The sequence below is a fragment of the Hyella patelloides LEGE 07179 genome (genome assembly GCF_900659865.1).
Taxonomy (GTDB): Bacteria; Cyanobacteriota; Cyanobacteriia; order Cyanobacteriales; family Xenococcaceae; genus Hyella; species Hyella patelloides.
Window position 1 is genome coordinate 1 of the sequence record NZ_LR213912.1, and the last position, 17,808, is coordinate 17,808.

13 protein-coding genes, 1 tRNA gene and 2 pseudogenes are annotated in these 17,808 nt (G+C 37.6%); 7 read left to right on the top strand and 9 right to left on the bottom strand.

All coding sequences use genetic code 11. The features are described from left to right. Together H1P_RS36315 and H1P_RS39920 are read left to right on the top strand one after the other, a co-directional pair. Positions 1–768 (top strand): annotated as a pseudogene (locus H1P_RS36315) (S-layer family protein); the annotation flags it as partial. A 127-nt stretch (positions 769–895) separates the two neighbouring features. Then, positions 896–994 (top strand): hypothetical protein, encoded by a 99-nt coding sequence (locus tag H1P_RS39920; RefSeq protein WP_425461546.1) that lies wholly within the window; start codon positions 896–898, stop codon positions 992–994. Here H1P_RS39920 and H1P_RS20310 read toward each other — a convergent pair. Together H1P_RS20310 and H1P_RS20315 are read right to left on the bottom strand one after the other, a co-directional pair. Next, positions 982–2,104 (bottom strand): annotated as a pseudogene (locus tag H1P_RS20310) (undecaprenyldiphospho-muramoylpentapeptide beta-N-acetylglucosaminyltransferase). The gene H1P_RS39920 and the pseudogene H1P_RS20310 sit on opposite strands and share 13 nt — an antisense overlap. Positions 2,105–2,112: 8 nt before the next feature. Beyond that, positions 2,113–3,777, bottom strand: coding sequence for a transglutaminase domain-containing protein (locus H1P_RS20315; RefSeq protein WP_144870760.1), 1,665 nt, complete (start codon positions 3,775–3,777; stop codon positions 2,113–2,115). A 421-nt stretch (positions 3,778–4,198) separates the two neighbouring features. Between H1P_RS20315 and btpA the strand changes: the two genes are divergently transcribed. Continuing rightward, the gene (gene btpA / locus H1P_RS20320) at positions 4,199–5,050 is read left to right on the top strand and encodes a photosystem I biogenesis protein BtpA (protein ID WP_144870762.1); all 852 of its coding nucleotides are present in this window, start codon (positions 4,199–4,201) and stop codon (positions 5,048–5,050) included. Positions 5,051–5,210: 160 nt separating this feature from the next. Further along, positions 5,211–6,194 carry a vitamin K epoxide reductase family protein gene (locus H1P_RS20325; RefSeq protein ID WP_144870764.1) on the top strand — a complete coding sequence of 328 codons (984 nt, stop codon included), beginning with the start codon at positions 5,211–5,213 and terminating at the stop codon, positions 6,192–6,194. A 363-nt stretch (positions 6,195–6,557) separates the two neighbouring features. On the opposite strand, the gene H1P_RS20330 is transcribed toward H1P_RS20325, so the two are convergent. The 6 genes from H1P_RS20330 to H1P_RS20355 form a co-directional block, all read right to left on the bottom strand. After that, positions 6,558–6,629 (bottom strand) — tRNA-Cys (locus tag H1P_RS20330). An 85-nt stretch (positions 6,630–6,714) separates the two neighbouring features. Continuing rightward, positions 6,715–7,173: an ATP-binding protein gene (locus H1P_RS20335; protein ID WP_144870766.1), complete on the bottom strand. Its 459-nt coding sequence runs from the start codon at positions 7,171–7,173 to the stop codon at positions 6,715–6,717. Between the two features lie 397 nt (positions 7,174–7,570). Next, a complete protein-coding gene (rlmD, locus tag H1P_RS20340; RefSeq protein WP_144870768.1) occupies positions 7,571–8,920 on the bottom strand; it encodes a 23S rRNA (uracil(1939)-C(5))-methyltransferase RlmD in 1,350 nt (449 codons plus the stop codon). Positions 8,921–8,969: 49 nt separating this feature from the next. After that, positions 8,970–9,941, bottom strand: a complete 972-nt coding sequence (gene cbiB / locus H1P_RS20345) for an adenosylcobinamide-phosphate synthase CbiB (RefSeq protein WP_246141850.1) — start codon at positions 9,939–9,941, stop codon at positions 8,970–8,972. 38 nt (positions 9,942–9,979) lie between these two features. Beyond that, a complete protein-coding gene (locus H1P_RS20350) occupies positions 9,980–10,375 on the bottom strand; it encodes a GFA family protein (RefSeq protein WP_144870770.1) in 396 nt (131 codons plus the stop codon). A gap of 14 nt (positions 10,376–10,389) precedes the next feature. Then, on the bottom strand, positions 10,390–10,833 hold the full coding sequence (locus H1P_RS20355) for an Rrf2 family transcriptional regulator (RefSeq protein ID WP_144870772.1): 444 nt from the start codon (positions 10,831–10,833) through the stop codon (positions 10,390–10,392). A gap of 245 nt (positions 10,834–11,078) precedes the next feature. On the opposite strand from H1P_RS20355, the gene H1P_RS20360 reads away from it, so the two are divergent. Next, positions 11,079–11,465 (top strand): AbrB family transcriptional regulator, encoded by a 387-nt coding sequence (locus H1P_RS20360; RefSeq protein WP_144870774.1) that lies wholly within the window; start codon positions 11,079–11,081, stop codon positions 11,463–11,465. Between the two features lie 362 nt (positions 11,466–11,827). Here the strand turns inward: H1P_RS20360 and H1P_RS20365 are convergent, their stop codons facing one another. Continuing rightward, positions 11,828–14,368, bottom strand: coding sequence for a glycoside hydrolase family 9 protein (locus tag H1P_RS20365; RefSeq protein WP_144870776.1), 2,541 nt, complete (start codon positions 14,366–14,368; stop codon positions 11,828–11,830). Between the two features lie 950 nt (positions 14,369–15,318). Between H1P_RS20365 and H1P_RS20370 the strand changes: the two genes are divergently transcribed. Further along, positions 15,319–15,816 carry a late competence development ComFB family protein gene (locus H1P_RS20370; RefSeq protein ID WP_144870778.1) on the top strand — a complete coding sequence of 166 codons (498 nt, stop codon included), beginning with the start codon at positions 15,319–15,321 and terminating at the stop codon, positions 15,814–15,816. Positions 15,817–16,007: 191 nt separating this feature from the next. Continuing rightward, positions 16,008–17,255, top strand: a complete 1,248-nt coding sequence (locus H1P_RS20375) for an RNA-guided endonuclease InsQ/TnpB family protein (RefSeq protein WP_144870780.1) — start codon at positions 16,008–16,010, stop codon at positions 17,253–17,255. The last annotated feature ends 553 nt before the right edge of the window (positions 17,256–17,808 follow it).

Here is a 17,808-nt window from a genome sequence, read left to right on the forward strand (position 1 = left end):
ATTTCTGTTAGCAGCTTAGGTAAAGGAAACTCTGGTAATTTAAACATTACTGCTACAGAATTAAATTTAGATGATTCTGCAATAATCGAAGCCAAAGTTAATACAGGAAATCGAGGCAATATTAACCTAGCTACAGAGAATATTTTCCTCCGTGATAATAGCGAAATTACTGTTGAAGCTACAGGTACAGCTACAGGTGGAAATATTAATATTAATAATACCGAAAATATTGTTTTACTAGAAAACAGTCAAATTATTGCCGACGCGATAGAAGGTCAAGGGGGCAATATTGAGATTACGAGTCAAGGTTATTTTGTTTCTGCCGATAGCAAAATTACTGCTAGTTCCCAATTCGGTTTAGATGGTAATATTGAGGTTGAAATTCTCAATAGCGATCGCCCTATAGAATTAGACGCATTACCATCCAGACCAATCAATGTAACTCAGCAAATAACTTCTGGTTGTGGTCTAGAAAGTGATTTTACCATTCTAGGTAGAGGGGGATTACCAGACAATCCCACTCAAAATATTAGAAGTAATACAACTTGGCACGATTTACGATTAATTGGTGGTGAGACAACTAATACTCAAAAAGAAAACTGGAATTCCGATCGGGAAAATGAACATTTAAATTTAAGATCGATAGTCGAAGCCCAAGCTTGGAAAATAAATGAAAAAGGTCAAATCGAGCTATTTGTTGTTAATCCTACTTCTAATTTTCTCCAGAATCAAACTAAAGGAGTTCCCTGTCATGATAACTCCTTCTAAATTTGGGAAAATGTAGAAATGCTCTGTTAGAAAAATTTGGCGTTGCACAATTAAAATCCGACAAACATGATAATGCAATGCCCTAGATGCCCTAAAGGACTAGCGAAGCCGTCGCAAATCGAAGAAAATCTTAAAAAATGGTAGACGCAAAAACAAACAGAATTATCTTTGTCGTGACTTTCGCTGTCAATTCATTAAAGTATCAAGCCAAGCTCAGGGATACTGACTAAATTGAGTAATTAAATTAAATAGCTTAGATAAAGAGCGATCGCTGTACCAATTCTCCATATTATTTGCATACTCTTTTCTATTACTAAATAAAGTGCGGATCGAATTTAATAAACGATCTTTAGTTAAATTTTCTTCAAAAATAATTTCCGCAAATCCTTGTTTTTTAAAAGCATTAGCATTTTCAATCTGGTCGCCACGACTGGATTTTTTTGATAGTGGAATTAAAATCATCGGTTTTTTTAGAGATAAGAACTCAAAAATAAAATTCGCACCCGCACGAGAAATAACCAGATCGGATAAGGACATTAAGTCTGGAAGCTCATTCGATACATATTCAAATTGCTGATAGCCCTTGCATTCTAAATCTCGATCTATATTGCCTTTGCCACAAATATGTATGATTTGAAATTTTTCTAATAATGGATCGAGAAGAGAACGGACTGTTTTATTGATGTATAAAGAGCCAAGACTACCACCAGCAACCAAAATTACTGGTTTTGTTGAGTCAAATTGACAAAAGACGCGACCTCTCTCGGAATTGCCTTGTTTTAGTTCTGGACGCACTATAGCCCCGATAAATTCTCCTTTATTTGTGGGTAAGTACTGTAAGGTGTCGGGAAATGTAGTACAAATTTTTTGAGCGAAATTCATGTTGATGCGGTTTGCTAATCCAGGCGTTAAGTCAGATTCATGAGTGATAATTGGTACATTATTCAATCGACTACCAAATACAACAGGGACAGAAACAAAGCCACCTTTTGAAAAAACAATCTTAGGTTTTTCTTGACGAACTATTCTATATGCTTCAATTATTCCTTTTAGCACGCGAAAGATATCGGTAAAGTTTTTTCTGTCACGACTCGCGCATTCCCTTGCGTCTTACGCCGACGCGGGGTCGCTCGTCGAAATATCGCCTTAGTTTGCCAGTTGAAATTCCGTAATAAGTGACTTCAGGAATATTCGAGATTAATTCTTGTTCAATTCCATCAAAAGAGCCAAGATAAATAATTTCCCATCCTGACCCAATCAACATGGGTATCAAAGCAAGATTTACTGTAATATGACCAGCAGAACCTCCCCCTGTTAGCAAAATTTTTTGTTTCACCATAGAGCTTAACTAGGCTTTAATTCGTCTAGAATAATAAACCTAACGTGATTAATTGCTAACTCACCAATAGAAACTTGTTCTTTGTCTATCAGCAAACCATTGCTTGTTAAATTAGTAAAAGGAACGCCTTTTCCCATCTCTGCGTGATACCAAGCTAAACCCATAAAAAATCTTGTGGGATAGGGACCTCCTTCGATAATATCATCGGGGTTAGATTCCATTGGTAACCAACCAAAATTAGGTAGATAAAATTCCATCCAAACATGATTAAAATCGGGTAATAGAGGAAGATTTTTTTGTTGAGGATGGGGAGGACATTTGTAACGTCCTACAGTGCGAGTAGCAATTCCATTAATACGGCATAAAGCTAGTAATAAACCCAAATATTCGCCACAAGAACCAACACCTCTTTTTAAGACAATATCAGGAGTATCAATATGAGGTCTAATCCCATATCTTAGTTTGTCATAAACGTAATTTCTAATGCTATAAACCTTTCTTAAGATATTAGTTTCTCTGCCAATCGCATCCGATGCTGCACTAATAATTAAATCTTTATCCATCGCTAGATTGTCATTATCTACCAGATACTTTTGCTGATATTCTGAAGATAATTCTGGTTCATTTTCACAGTCTAAGGGAGTAATTTGATATTTAATACTCCAAACTTCTAAAATTGCCTTCCAGCCAAAAATATAGCGTTCTTCACTATTAAATTTATCAAATTTAAATACAGCAATGCGCTGTCCATCATTGACTTCTTCTGTAAAGGGTAAGCCAATAGATGTAATTTCTCTAATTTTTTGGCGATCTGTTTCTGCGGGTAAAGCAATACGCCATTCTAAATTGGGTAATTCTATAGGATCGAGAGGGGCTATTTCTTCTGTATATAAAACTTCTACTAAATAGCCATTAGATAGGGCATATTTTTGCTCTTGATTATAGTAAAAATGTAAGGGATGAATAAAAGTGCGATCGCGGTATTGTAATTCGTGACTAGGATCGGCATTGGGATTATCTCTAATGTAAATTTCCCGATTTGCATAAGCAATATATAATGTCTCTTCTCCTGTTTCAGTATTAGTAAAGAAGGTCAATCCTGTAGGAGATTCAAAAGGAGTTAAAACACTAAATATTGTTTCTCCTGTAGCTTTTTCCAGACAATAAACTGTTTGTTCTAAATCGTCTGCCAACCAAATTTCTTCATTCCGTAACGTAATATTGTTAATGCCAATTCCAGGTAGATAAAAATGAGTAATTTTTTCGCCATTCTTGCGACTATAAATTAAAATTTCTCCTGTTTTTTGACAGGTAATATAAATAGTATTTTGCCAAACTGCAATGCCATCAGCAGGATAGTACAGTCTAATAAATAATTGCGGTTGCCAAGAGTTATTGATTAAATTGCAAAAATAAACATTGTCATCTCTAGTAAACCATAAAGTGTTTTCTGCGATCGCCAGACCCGTAACCCCAATAAAATCTGCCGTATTCTTACTGTTTAAAATCCTCGTGTTATCAGTGAGAGGATCGATTTCTAACAAATAACCATTTCTCGGATCGATCGCCCACAGTTTATCACCATAGGCAGCAATACCATAAATTGCGCTAGCTGCGATCGGTCTGATAGTTCGACTTTGAGAAACTATGGAATTGACGGCTTTGGACATTACAAATTACTAAATGATGAAATGCAGTGATTTTGAATAATACAGAAATTCTGCGAACATATTGGATTGACTATATCATCGTTGACTACTGATGGTAAGACTAATATCACAAGGTTTCACAACAAACTTGATACGCTTGCACACAACTAACTAAATAATTTTCTTACTTCTCAAGTGCAGTATACGTTAAAAAGCAGAGTGACAATATTTATATGAATACTTAATTTTTAGGTTTAACTTATGATTCTTGACGGGGCATACAAGCCAAGGGCGCGTGATTCGAGGCTTCCTCGAATACCTGTGTCGCCCGTCTGCCCTTCGAGGGCGAGGACAGCCCCTCACTTGCATAAGATTTCAATTTCCCAACAGAACAGGATAAGATAGTAAGCTGGTTGGTGCTAAGAACATACATTTACAACAAGTGGACTTAAAACAAATTTTTCAGACAGATAACCCTGTTATTGGGGTGGTTCATCTGTTACCTTTACCGACATCTCCTCGTTGGGGTGGCGATCTTAAAGCCGTTATTTCCAGGGCAGAACAAGAAGCCACTGCTTTGGCAGCAGGAGGGGTAGATGGGATTATTATAGAAAATTTTTTTGACGCGCCTTTTGCTAAAGAGCGAGTCGATCCTGCGGTAGTAAGTGCCATAACTTTAATTGTAGATCGTTTGAAAGGAATGGTAACTGTTCCTTTGGGGATTAATGTATTACGTAATGATGCTCGTAGCGGTATAGCGATCGCTACTTGTGTGGGAGTCGAATTTATTCGAGTTAATGTCTTAACTGGCGTGATGGCAACAGATCAAGGCTTAATTGAAGGACAAGCCTATGAATTGTTACGTTATCGTCGAGAATTGGGTTCAGATGTTGCTATTTTAGCAGATGTCTTAGTTAAACACGCTCGTCCTTTAGCTACACCCAATTTAACTACGGCAGTCCAAGATACTATTCAAAGAGGATTAGCCGATGCTGTCATTTTATCTGGTTGGGCAACAGGGAGTCCCCCAACAAAAGAGGATTTAGAATTAGCTGTGGCTGCTGCGGGAGATACTCCTGTATTTATTGGCAGTGGTGCTAATTGGGAAAATATCTCTAATCTGATGTCGGCTGCTGATGGTGTAATTGTGGCAAGCTCTCTGAAGCGTCACGGTAATATTAAAAAAACTATCGATCCGATTCGAGTGTCTCAATTTGTTGAGGCTGCTAAACAAACTGTTAAAGAACAAAAGCAACAAAAATCAAAATCTTCTACTAACTCACGGGTGCTTTAGAGCAAGGAATCTCACCTTCGGTGTCTCTAGCCGAAGCAAATTTTTTTAGGGGTTTTCTGCCCAAGTTGGTTCGTCAAAGTCTCTCAATGAAAGCTAGAATCAGAAGCAAATATTTATTGATAGTGTTCCAATAGAAGTCTTTAATTACTCGAAAGTAACTATGCGCCGTAAACGTTCTCTTCCCTGGATTTATCGCTGGTCTCGCCCTTTGATTGGAGCGATCGCAATTGCAGGGGCAATCCTAACTGCTTATCTTACTATTACTAAACTAATGGGAGGAGAAGTAACTTGCTCCGTTGAAGGTAGTGGTGGTAGCTGTAGTGATGTGCTCAACAGCCCCTATGCAGAAGTTTTTGGTTTACCTTTAAGTCTTTTTGGTTGTTTGGGTTATCTAAGTATGGCAACCTTCGCTTTAGGGCCTTTACTCATCGATCCCGATCGAAACAGGGGCTTCAGAAAACAACTGGAAAGTACCACTTGGCTACTGTTGCTTGCGGGTAGTACTGCAATGGCAGTGTTTAGCGGTTACTTGATGTATGTTTTAGCCTTCAAAATTCAAACAGTTTGTTATTACTGTATTGGCTCTGCTTTGTTTGCTCTGAGTATGTTTCTCCTTAGTGTTATTGGGCGAGACTGGGAAGATATCGGGCAAATTTTCTTTACAGGAGCGATCGTAACGGTGTTAACCTTGGTAGGAACTCTAGGAGTTTATGCTAATGTCAACAACCCCTTAGTAGAAGGTGTTCCTGACTCGGATGGTCTCATCCCCATTGCTGAAGCACAAGGCTCACCACAGCCTCCGAAAGGATGGGATGTTACAAGTGTTTCAGGAGACTCAGAAGTTGCCTTAGCGGAGCATTTAACTGAAGCAGGAGCGAAAAAATATGGTGCATTTTGGTGTCCTCATTGTTATGAACAAAAACAATTATTTGGTAAGGATGCTTTTGACAAAGTTAGCTACATAGAGTGTGCCGATGCAACCGATCCCAGTCAACAAACCCCAGCTTGTCAACAAGCAGGAATTCGCAGCTATCCGACATGGGAAATTGACGGTCAACTCTATCCTGGAATTCAAGACCTTTCTAAACTAGCAGAATTAACTGATTATCAAGGTTCGACTGAGTTTAAGTACAAACTTCCTTAATTTGAGCCTTAATTTCCTGACGTTGTTAAACATCGATAAAATGATGAGGAATGGGCGGTCAGACCCGCGTCGGATGTGGCGTTTACACTCATCACATCTTCGTATTTATCACCGTCGCATCTTCGTATTTATCACCATCGCATTTGGGGGTTTATGCCCGTCGTTTTGGGTGCAAGCGTCCGACTTCAACTTCCCTTGAAAACCTGGAAGTCGCTGATTTACCGAATACTGACCAAGACAGGATGAAGGATGAAAAGCAGGGGCGAACGGCCGTTCGCCCCTACTTGTGGTTTCTATTTGGAATTACTAGATTTCTAAAATACGTCAGTTTGGCACATTGCATCCACAATCCAATCAAAGATAAGGTGGCACCCAGATTCGAACTGGGGGATAATGGATTTGCAATCCACGGCCTTACCACTTGGCTATGCCACCGAGTCACAGAATTCTATTTTACATGAAAATGTAATACTGTAAAGCAATAATTTAATTTTTGATGAGCGAATAAAATAACCCAAAATTAGCTAACTAATTGCTTTTTTGGGTTTGAGTGCTTTACCTGTTTATACAAAGTTAATTGATTTCCTTGACGATCCCAATGAACAAAGTCAAATACTTCGTACAATATGCAAAGACCTCTGCCATTTTCCGATTCATCAGGGGGTAGACTTTCTTCTATCATTGAATGACAACAACATTGGGATTGAGGTGCGAACCCGATTCCCTCGTCGGTTATTATCCAAGAGTATTTTGTAGGAGTAACATGAAACTCAACCACTATAGTTTTGCTGGGATCCAGCTTATTCCCGTGCTTAGCTGCATTAACCAGAGCTTCTTGTAAGCCTAATCTTACCTCTGGTTGCCATGAGGGGGGAATTTGCACGATCAACAAATCTAGTATGGGACGAAGATATAGAGTTGAAGCAAAGCTGATAGTATTCCACTTGCTTTTATTCCAGGGAAAAGGAATGGCAATCACTGACTGTAACCTCTATTGTTTAAGACCTGGATAATTTTTGAGCAAAATTTTACCTTATTGGCAAAAATCAGAGAAGAAATTCATTGATTTTACTTCTTTTAGAGTTGCCGTTTGAATGATACTGATGAGCTAAATTAGCTTAATATAGTTGAGTTTCAATATTGGCAACTACCACAAAAGCAAGAAGCACAGATTAAAATCATGTTTTTGTGATATGAAGACTTATAATTGCTAAAAATTCTAGAATTCAGAGGTATTAATTTCATAATTAGTATAATTCCAGAGTTTTGCTTTGCAACCTAATCCCTAAATCCATAGGTTTACTCTCTTAAGTTTGTGACTTCATCTCTAATTATACAAAAATTCTGAGAGGACTAAAAGTTTTTGGCTAAATCTTTCATTGTTTTTCTATAATTGCCACTGATTCTATATGAGTGGTTTGAGGAAAAAAGTCCGCAGAACGAACAAAACTTAATTTATATACACCTGAATTTACTAATATTTTGAGATCTCTGGCTAAAGTTGCAGGTTTACAACTAATGTAAACTATTTTTGATGGTTGCATTTCCAGTAACCTTTCAAGAACTTGTGAATTACAACCTTTGCGGGGAGGATCGACTATGACAATATCGGGGTTGACATCTAGTTGTTGTAGACAGGTTGCTACTTTTCCCAAGAAAAATTTGACATTGTTAATGTGGTTGATTTCGGCGTTATGTTTAGCTTGAGCAACAGAAGTTGTTAAAGATTCGATTCCAATAGCTTGTTTCACCAATTTAGCTAGAGGTAGAGTAAAAGTACCGATACCACAGTAAGCATCAACTAAGACTTCGTTTCCTTGTAAGTTGAGTTTTTGGATAACAACATCAAGTAATATCTCTGCTGCGATGGTATTTACTTGAAAGAAAGTATCGGAAAGGATTCTTAATTCAATTCCCGCAAATATTTCTTTAAGATCGGGTTTTCCTGCAATAGTTTGAGTTTCTTTACCAAATATGACATTTTTGCGATCGCTGTTAAGATTAAGACAAACCCCTACTAAGTTAGGATATCTTTGCAACCAGATTTCTGCTTGTTGTTCTAAATTGGGTAACTTATCATCAGTAGAAACTAAAGTAAGCAGCATTTCTCCTGTATGAGTGCCAATACGCAGAGAAAGATGTCTTAACTGCCACTGATGAGTGGTTTCATCATATATCGACCAGCCTTGATGATGAATATCCTGTTTCACTTCTTTTAACAGAGGATGCAAGCGAGCATCTTGTACAGGACATTGGTTGAGGTTAATTATTTTATGACTAGCCTTACGGTAATAACCAGCTTGTACTTTCCCTGTGGCAGAAAGTTTTAACGGATAAGTGGATTTATTACGATAATTAAGGGAATTACCAGTATGTAAAATCGGCTCTACTTCTAATTCAGAAAAACCACCAATGCGTTGTAATGCTTGAATAACTTGTTTTTGTTTGGCTTCTCTTTGATAAGCTTCATCTATATGTTGCCACTGACAACCACCACATTTGTCTGCGACAATACACCGAGGACGAATCCGATGTTCTGAAAGGACTAAGATGTTTTGAGGTAAAGCTTTGGCGTATTTGGCTTTTACCTGAGTAATTCTTGCTTGAAGACAATCTCCTGTAACGGTATCGGGAACAAATATTACTTTGCCATCAACTCTTCCTACCCCTTCACCACTGGTATTAAGATCGGTAATTTTGATCGTAACTAAATCGCCTTGTTTCATATCTTTGTTAGTAGTTAGTGGTTGGTTTTTTGTAGCTCTTTGTTTATGGTTACTGATAACTGATAACTGCTACAGCTAGCCATAATAAAAAACAGTAACGAGTTAAATTTAAAGCCTTTTCGATAAGTTCAGGTGTAATAGGGTTGTCAGGATTACCAAGTAAAGGTTTTTCTTTAATTTCTCCTTTGTAAGTGTTAACACCTCCTAACTGTACTCCTAAAATAGCTGCATACACGCATTCACTCCAACCAGAATTGGGACTGGGATCGAGTATGGCATCACGACGACAAATAGCTAATACTTTTCTTGGTTTTCCTGAAAAGACAGCTAAAGTTAATACAGTCAGACGACAAGGAAGCCAAGTTAAAAGATCTTCTAGTTGCGCGCTAAACCAACCAATATCGATGTAAGGCTCGCGGAGATAGCCAATCATAGAATCTAGAGTGCTAGCAGCCTTATAAGCTAAAGCTAAAGGAACACCACCTATACCCAGCCAGACACCCAAAATAGCATAAAATAAGGGGGCAGTAATACCATCTACAGCGTTTTCTCCTACAGTTTCTAAGACAGCGCGTAAAATTTCTGTTGTCGATAAATTGTCTGTGTCTCTTCCGACATAAATACTTAGCTTACTACGGGCAATGGTTACATCTTTGGTTAGTAAAGGTTGTAAAACCTCTTCTGCTGCTTTTCTTAAACTTCTTCCTGCAAAACAACTAGCTAGTAAAATAACTTCAAGGAAATAACCCAGCCACCTGTTGAAATCATCAGCAAACTTGACAACTAACCAACCGAAAATTCCGCTACCAACAACTAAACTTAAACCAAGAATAATTCCACTCAAACGGCGTTGCCATTTTTGGTGATAAACATCAACGGTCAATTCTGTATACTTTTGAATTATCCAGCCCATTATCTGGACAGGATGAATCAAAAAACGAGGATCGCCAATAATATAATCCCAAACAGCAGCAATTAGTAGAGAAAAAGCAGCATGAGCAGGGATAAGACTTAAAAACACCTCACTAAAATTAAGCACTAATGACCCACAACCAAAAATTAACCATTCTTTTGTATTTTATAAACGTTAGCTTCCCAATTTACTCCATCAAAAGATTCGATCTCAAATTCGGTGCTTAAATCGCGATCTAAACAACGAATGTTAACATCTATACATCCAGGATGAGAGCGGGGGTAGTAAAAGGAATGAATGCCACAAATACTACAAAAGGTATGTTTAGCAACTCCTGTATTAAAAGTATAAGTACTTAAAAACTCTTGACCCTGGAGTAAAGTAAAATGTTCTGGGGGAATAATTAAATGTAAAAAACCTTTTTTGCGACAAACAGAGCAATTACAGTCAGAAACCTTCCAGCGATCGATTGTTACTTGAAATCTGATTGCTCCACAGTGACAGCCTCCTTGAGATACTACTATTTTTGGTTCTTTCTTCACTATTAATTCTCCTATCAAACAATAAAATTATTTTCTTCTCCTCTAGCAGCTTGCCAGCTACGAGCATCATAGTAAAGGTCTGCTAAAGTAATAGTATACAAGGCAGATTTAAGTTTTTCATGCAATCTCTGCCAAAGACTAAATGTTACCCAATCTTCCGCCATATTTATATTAGGACTATGGCGAGGTAAAGGTTCAATAGTTTCTCCTACTGCATCAAGAATCCTTCCCAAAGAAATTTCTTCTGGTTTATTTGCTAACTGATATCCTCCTTGCGCTCCTCTTACTGATTTTACGATGCCAGCTTGACGCATTTGTATTAATAGTTTTTCTAAATATGGTGCAGGTAAATCCTGTCTATTTGCGATCGCTCTTACAGAACAAGGTCCATATCCTGCTTGTAAACTAAGGTCTAGAAGAGCCTTTACGCTATAGTGGCTACGAGTTGTTAACTTCATTTTCTCTATCTAAAGGTAAAGTGAAATACCGATAAACTATGTCGATTTTTTTACTGATAGATTAAATAACATTTCCATCATATTATTGAAGCTCTGATTAATTTAAAAAATATTTAATTCTACTAAATGAGTGTAAGATAGTTTTAGATAAATATAGCAAAGTGTTATATTATTATTCTTGCAATAAGTTTAGCTAACTTGCATCCCCTGTAAACCAAATCAATTATTAGTTGTAGTTTAAGTTAATGGCAAAAGCAAACCAACCAAAACCTCTAGTAGGACAAGAATTACTAGATAAAGTAAAACAACTAGATCATCTCTCTAAAGAAGAAAAAGCTAGAGAATGTGGTTATTACACTCTTACCAAAAATGGTGTAGAAAGAGTCAACATGATGAAATTCCTTAATGCTCTAATTGATGCCGAAGGAATTGAACTAGACAGCACTTCTAATGGTCAAGGTCGTGGAGGAAGATCGGCAAGTTATCGTATTAGTGTACAGTCCAATCACAATCTTTTAATTGGTTCTGCATATACTAAAAAAATGGGTCTTAAACCAGGAGACGAATTTGAAATAACTCTTGGTAGAAAACACATCCATCTCAAACAATTAGGCGTAGACGAAGAAGAATAATTGAATGGGGGTGAAATTTTTGGTTTCTCCCACAAAATCCCTCCTTAATTAGTTACTATTTCTCCATTGTCTAATCAGGGAAAAGCCATAAGGTTAATGGAACGTATTTTATATTTTTCCTTTTGTCTTTTCCCTATAATTTGATTTTTGGCGTTATAGAATTGCGGGATAATTGCCAATTAAAAAGACCAAAATTTTTCTCGTCTCCCTGTTAGTCTTCATCATCCCACTTAGGAATGTGGATTCAATAAAATACAAAAGTAGGGTGTTGTTAGCGCACCGTTGCAAGCTAAAGAGAAATTGTCAGTTATTAGATTTGCATTCCTAAGCAGATGCAATACCTTATTTTTTAGGTATCTCAATTAAACACCACTAACATCAATTCCTACTAAAGCGTCAAGTTCGGTCTCTGTTAGAGGATTTCCGCCGTACTTATCATAGAGATAGGCTACTGCTCCAGTATAGCCAGCATTGTAATCGAGAGCTACTTCGTTACCAATGTAGTCAGTACGGTCGTCTTGCCAATCCCAATCATTAGCCGATTTAGGTCCTCCTACCAGCGCACCATATAGGATGTTTTCGTTGGATTGAGAAATGTTGATATTATTTACTCCAGAAGCAGCGCGATGATGAGGATTTTCTGGAGGATTTTCCCCAAAACCCACGACGTAACTAGAATTGCGAGGATTATCTCCTAAGATATAGTCGATTTGTTCTGTAACAAAATTATGATAGCTAGAATCACTATCAACGGTGTCATGATATACGCCTGCGAGAAAAGCAGTATTTGATGTTGTTCTTAAAGAACCCCATTTACCACTCCAAGCCAAGCCACCATTAGTATAGCTAACTGCATTGCCACCAGGTAGCCAGTCATCAAGCCAATTTTCTGCAAGATTTACATAATAATTGTCTCCAGTTTGAGCTAATAAAACTAATGAACCTGCATTTTTACTATCCCAAGATAAAGTACTATAGCCAGGATTAATTCCATATTGTTGTGCATATTGTTTCGCTTTATCAAGATATTGTTGCTCTCCTGTGGCTTTATGAAGCCAAGTAGCTCCCCAGATTAATTCGTCTCCGTAGCCACTCCAAGAAGTATAAAAAGGATTGACCTCTGGTACTGAATCAGAATATTTTCCGAGATTATTTTCGGCGAATTCGTAGAGTTGCTTAGCTTCATTTAAAAGGCGATCTGCATAAGCGTTATTTTCTCCTCTAAATAGTATCGATGCTGAAGCTAAAGATGCTGCATAATCAGCGGAAATATCTGTACCAGGTTTGTTGGCATCAATTTTGTATGCAGGTCTTGCCATAGTCATTTCTTCTGGAGCACCCCAATAAGCATGATCGGCAAAACCATTACCTACTTGAACATAAACTTCTTGAGTTTTACCCTCTGGATTAACATGAGCTTTCAGTATCCAATCAGTTCCCCATTTAACTGTGTCTAATAGCTCATTCCATTGACCCATATCTTTATAGGCTGTTTTGTATTCAATTCCTCCCCAAGCTACAGTAGTCATAGATTCAGCCATAGGCATCCCAAATTTAACGTGATCTCCCGCATCATAGTATCCTCCAGTGAGATCTCGACCAACATCAGAACCATCATTTAATGCCGAATCGCTACGCCACTCAACACGATTATTATTAGGTAGGTCGCCAGAGCGTTGTGCTTCATAAAAAAGAAGTGATTTTTGAACAGCTTCGCCGTATCTAAACTGTCCAGAACTAAAGTTAGTATTATCATTACCACCATTACTATCATTACCATCATTGCCATCATTGTCGGTGGGAGTTTCTGTTTCAGAAATGTCTGAAGCTGAATCGTAAAAGGTCAGATTATCTACTGAAGAACTTTCACCATCAGGGGTATCGGCAACGATAGTAATTTTACTGCTTTGGTTTGCACTATATTGGCGATTTTCATCTTCAGGAGCTAGGATATAACGTTCGCCTTCTTGACTAACAATGCGCGCTCCCCAAATTCCCCGAATATCAAAGTCTGCTTCAAACTCAATGCGCCAACCATTAACCGTTTCATCAGGAGTCAAAAATAATTCGCTTTTAAATCCACCATTCCATTCTTGAATCAAGTTGTAGTCCAACACGATATCATTCTCGTTGCTAACGTCGTTATTATTGTTCCCATTTTCATCGTTAGAATCACTATGATCGTCAGTATTTGTAGGGGTTTCCACGTCCGTAGCCCCTAATCCTAACTCATGAAAAGTTAAATTTTCGACAACTGAACTATCATCGGCAGATGTATTGGCAACGATTGTAATTTTGCTGGTTTGGTTTGCATTGTATTGGCGATTTTCATCTTCAGGAGCGAGAATATAGCGTTCGCCTTCTTGACTGACAACACGCGCTCCCCAAATTCCTCTAATATCAAAGTCTGCTTCAAACTCAATACGCCAACCTTGCACAATATTATCAATGGGAGTCAAAAATAATTCGCTTTTAAAGCCTCCATTCCATTCTTGAACTAAGTTATAGTCAAGATCGATTTCACTGTTATCACTATTTTTGTTATTGCTATCATTGCTACCCGTAGAGGTTTCTACTTCAGTAACTTCCGATGCAGAATCAAAGAACTTTAGCTGGTTAACTAGGGGGCTATCGCCAGAAGATGTATTGGCAACGATTGTAATTTTGCTGGTTTGGTTTGCATTGTATTGGCGATTTTCATCTTCAGGAGCGAGAATATAGCGTTCGCCTTCTTGACTGACAATGCGCGCTCCCCAAATTCCCCGAATATCAAAGTCTGCTTCAAACTCGATGCGCCAATCTCGAACAATATTATCAATGGGAGTAAAAAATAATTCGCTTTTAAAACCTCCATTCCATTCTTGAACAAGTGAATAATCGGTATTTGCCACTACGTTACTCATAACTACTTAAATTATTTCTTTAGTTAACTAAATTCCCTCTCTAAATTCATGACTGGCAATTTTGTTGTCAGCTTTTTTAGAAATTTTGTTGATTTACTTAACTTTTATAGTTTTAATGTAGTTATTTAGTCTTCGTTAAAAACCCCGATCTTTTGTTATTTGTTTAAGAGAAATTTAATAGGTTATCAGTAAAATAAATTACTTCTTCCATACTTAGTGATTGAGAACGCTAATTAATCTTTAATTAGAGTAATAGCATAATTTTGTAATTATTTGCCAAATTCATCTATTTTTTGACTTGTCAGTAGGAATATATACTCTTTAAATTAACTATTATACATACACAGAATTTAAATTATTAATTATCTTCTCTTGCCGATAAATCAAGGCAATAAGCAAATTTTTCGATAATAATAAGCAGTCTTAATTCTGAAAAATATCAGTAGCTTTTTTAGTACTTAATGAATATTGCGGAGACGAAAACAAAAAATTAGTTATTTTTCCCCAGGATTGTAAGGTTGTAATTAAGTTACAATCGATTACGATGATATCTAATAAATTTTTGATGAATTATCGATCGTTTTAGCTTCTGCCTATAGTCATTAGTTCGCAATCTCGTTATAAATTAAGTTAAGGCTTTTTCACTAAACCTTTTGTCACAAATTACTCTGTTGTCTAAGTGATGCGAACGAGCGTAATTCTTAATTGCTATCGTTTTCGTCCCATTTAAGATAAGACAAAGCTAAGGTCAGCTAAAAGATGCGGATTACTCGTTAATCTTTTCAGAATCTGACCTCTGGGATGAGCGTTGGTCAAGCAATTATTGTCAATAGGGTGATTATCAAATTGGATTCCTATTGTTCGTTTGCCCGATCTTGTGCAAAAAGTCTACTTACTATATTTAGAAATACGTGCCATTAGTACTTATAAAACCAAGGTAAATAAATTAAATGAACGATAAGACTATTAGACATATCAGTATCAATATAATGGAAGAATTAGTTGAAGAAGAAATAGCTAGACAAATTAAACGCTACCCTGAAAATATTACCCAATACATTAATCAAGTAGAAGTAGCTACTTTTGCTCTCAATCGTTTACCCCCTCTATATGCTTCTTGCCATAAAGGTCTTAATAAACAAAAACTTAAAGGAAAAAGCGATTTTAGTGTCCAAATTACCAAAGCGGTGCGTCAAGGTTTCGCAGCAGTTCAAAAAGATGTTCTGAGATACTCAATTCCTCTTCAACCAGAAGATAATCCAGATTCCGAAGTAATTTGCGATCGAGAATTAGAAGAAGCAAGAAAAGCTCTCACAGAATTAGCTGAGTTTTTTCCAGATCGCAAAGTAACCTGGAAAAATTTAGTCAAGTTATTAAAACCTTTATTAGTGAAACAGCATAAACCCAAAAAAAGCAGTTCTCAAAAAAATGTAATGTGGTATCGATAAGTGAGTAAGGTCGGCACGAAAAAGTTATTTGTTGAAGGAAGGTAAGGGGTAAAGCTTGAATGCACTAATAACAAATCTGAATGACCATAAATCTGGGTTTCAAGCCCCGTCCTTTCAGGACGGCTTTTCTTCATACTTAAGACATAAAATCTTTATATAGCAAGGCTTTTAGCTATTATAAAATAGTAAGGATGAAAGCTCGATATAACTATAGAATTTATCCTAAACCTCATCAAATCGTTCCATTGGCTAAAGCTTTTGGGTGCGCCAGAACAGTCTGGAATGATGCGCTATGGTTATACAAACAAGCTTTTATCAATGGCGAACCAAGACCAAAAGATGTTGATAAAAGAGTTATTACTCAAGCCAAGAAAACAGAACAAAGGGCTTGGTTAGCAGAAGTTTCTAATATTGTTTTGCAACAATCATTTAGAGATTTGCAAACAGCATGGAATAACTACTTTAACAGCCAATCTGGAACAAGAAAGGGCAAAGAAGTAGGTAGCCCTAAGTTTAAGAAAAAATCGTCTCGGCAAACTATTAGATTGAGAAAAGGTGGTTTTAGCGTTCATTCTCAATCGGTCAAAGTGGCTAAAATAGGACACATCAAGATGGTAGTTAGCAGACCGTTACCCAGCGCACCCAGTAGCGTTACCATCATCAAAGATAGTACTGGAAGATATTTTGCTTCATTTGTCGTGGAAGTACCAGGACAAATCGCACCGCAGACAGATAATAGTTGTGGTATCGATCTGGGCTTAACTCACTTTTGTATTTTGAGTAGTGGAGAGAAGGTAGAAAATCCTCGGCTGCACAAAAAGATGCTGAAGCGGATCAAAAAAGCTAACAGGAGGCTTCTCTTAGCCAAACGAGATTCTAAACGCAGAGAACGTCGTAAACGGAAGCTAGCAAAGCTTCACGCCGAAGTAAAAGACCAGAGAACAGATTTTTTACATAAGTTAACTACAAGGCTAGTACGTGAAAATCAAACGTTAGCAGTAGAAGACTTAAACGTTAGTGGAATGGTGAAAAACCACAAGCTATCACGAGCTATTAGCGATGCTGGATGGGCTAAATTCAAGACCATGTTAGCTGCTAAGTGTGATAAGTATGGTAGGGATTTAACCATTGTAGATAGATGGTTTGCTAGCTCTCAGCTATGTTCTGAGTGTGGCAAATCAGGAGGCAAAAAAGAACTCGATGTCCGTGAGTGGGAATGCTTGTTTTGTAACACTATCCATGATAGAGACATTAACGCTTCGATTAACTTGAGTAGATGGGTGGGTGGGCAATCCGACCAGGACGGGGCGTATAAATTGCGTGGGAAACCAACGCAAACAGCCCCTCATAAAAACGGACGTGGAGCGAGTGTTAGTCTGCCAAAGGTAGCAGTTCGCCGTGAAGCGTCAACCACCTACGAGCAATTAAGTTTGTTCTAGGAATCTCCGTCCTTTAGCGCGAGCGGAGGGCGGAGAGGATGTCAAAAAACGGATCATTAACAAAAGAAATTTTTTGGATCGACAAAAAAGCGATCGCCTTTCTTGCGGAAAAAGCGATCGCCTGGGAATTATTAAGCCTGGGAATTATCTACTGACACAAGCTCAATATCGCGGTTAACATCAAAGTCCTGTAGACTATCGAAGTTTTTTAGAGTTGCAAACTTCTGAGAACCAAAGGACAATACACCATCGGTAAAGGAGAATTGATTGGTATCTGTTGCACCGAACTCAACTTGGTTAATTTGAATTTTATCGACCAACACTTCAAAATCCTCAATTACATCAATTCCAGTTTCGAGGGTATTGAAGACAAAAGTGTCATTCCCCGAACCACCAATTAAGGTATCGCTACCATCACCAGCGATAAAGTAAAGTCAGTGAAAGGGTCGCCCCTTCCACTGCTCTCCAAAACGTAGCGTGATAGTTTCCTATCACTACGCTCCTCAGTAATACGGCTGCTGTCATCAGTACGCCTTTAAATCATTGTTGTAAT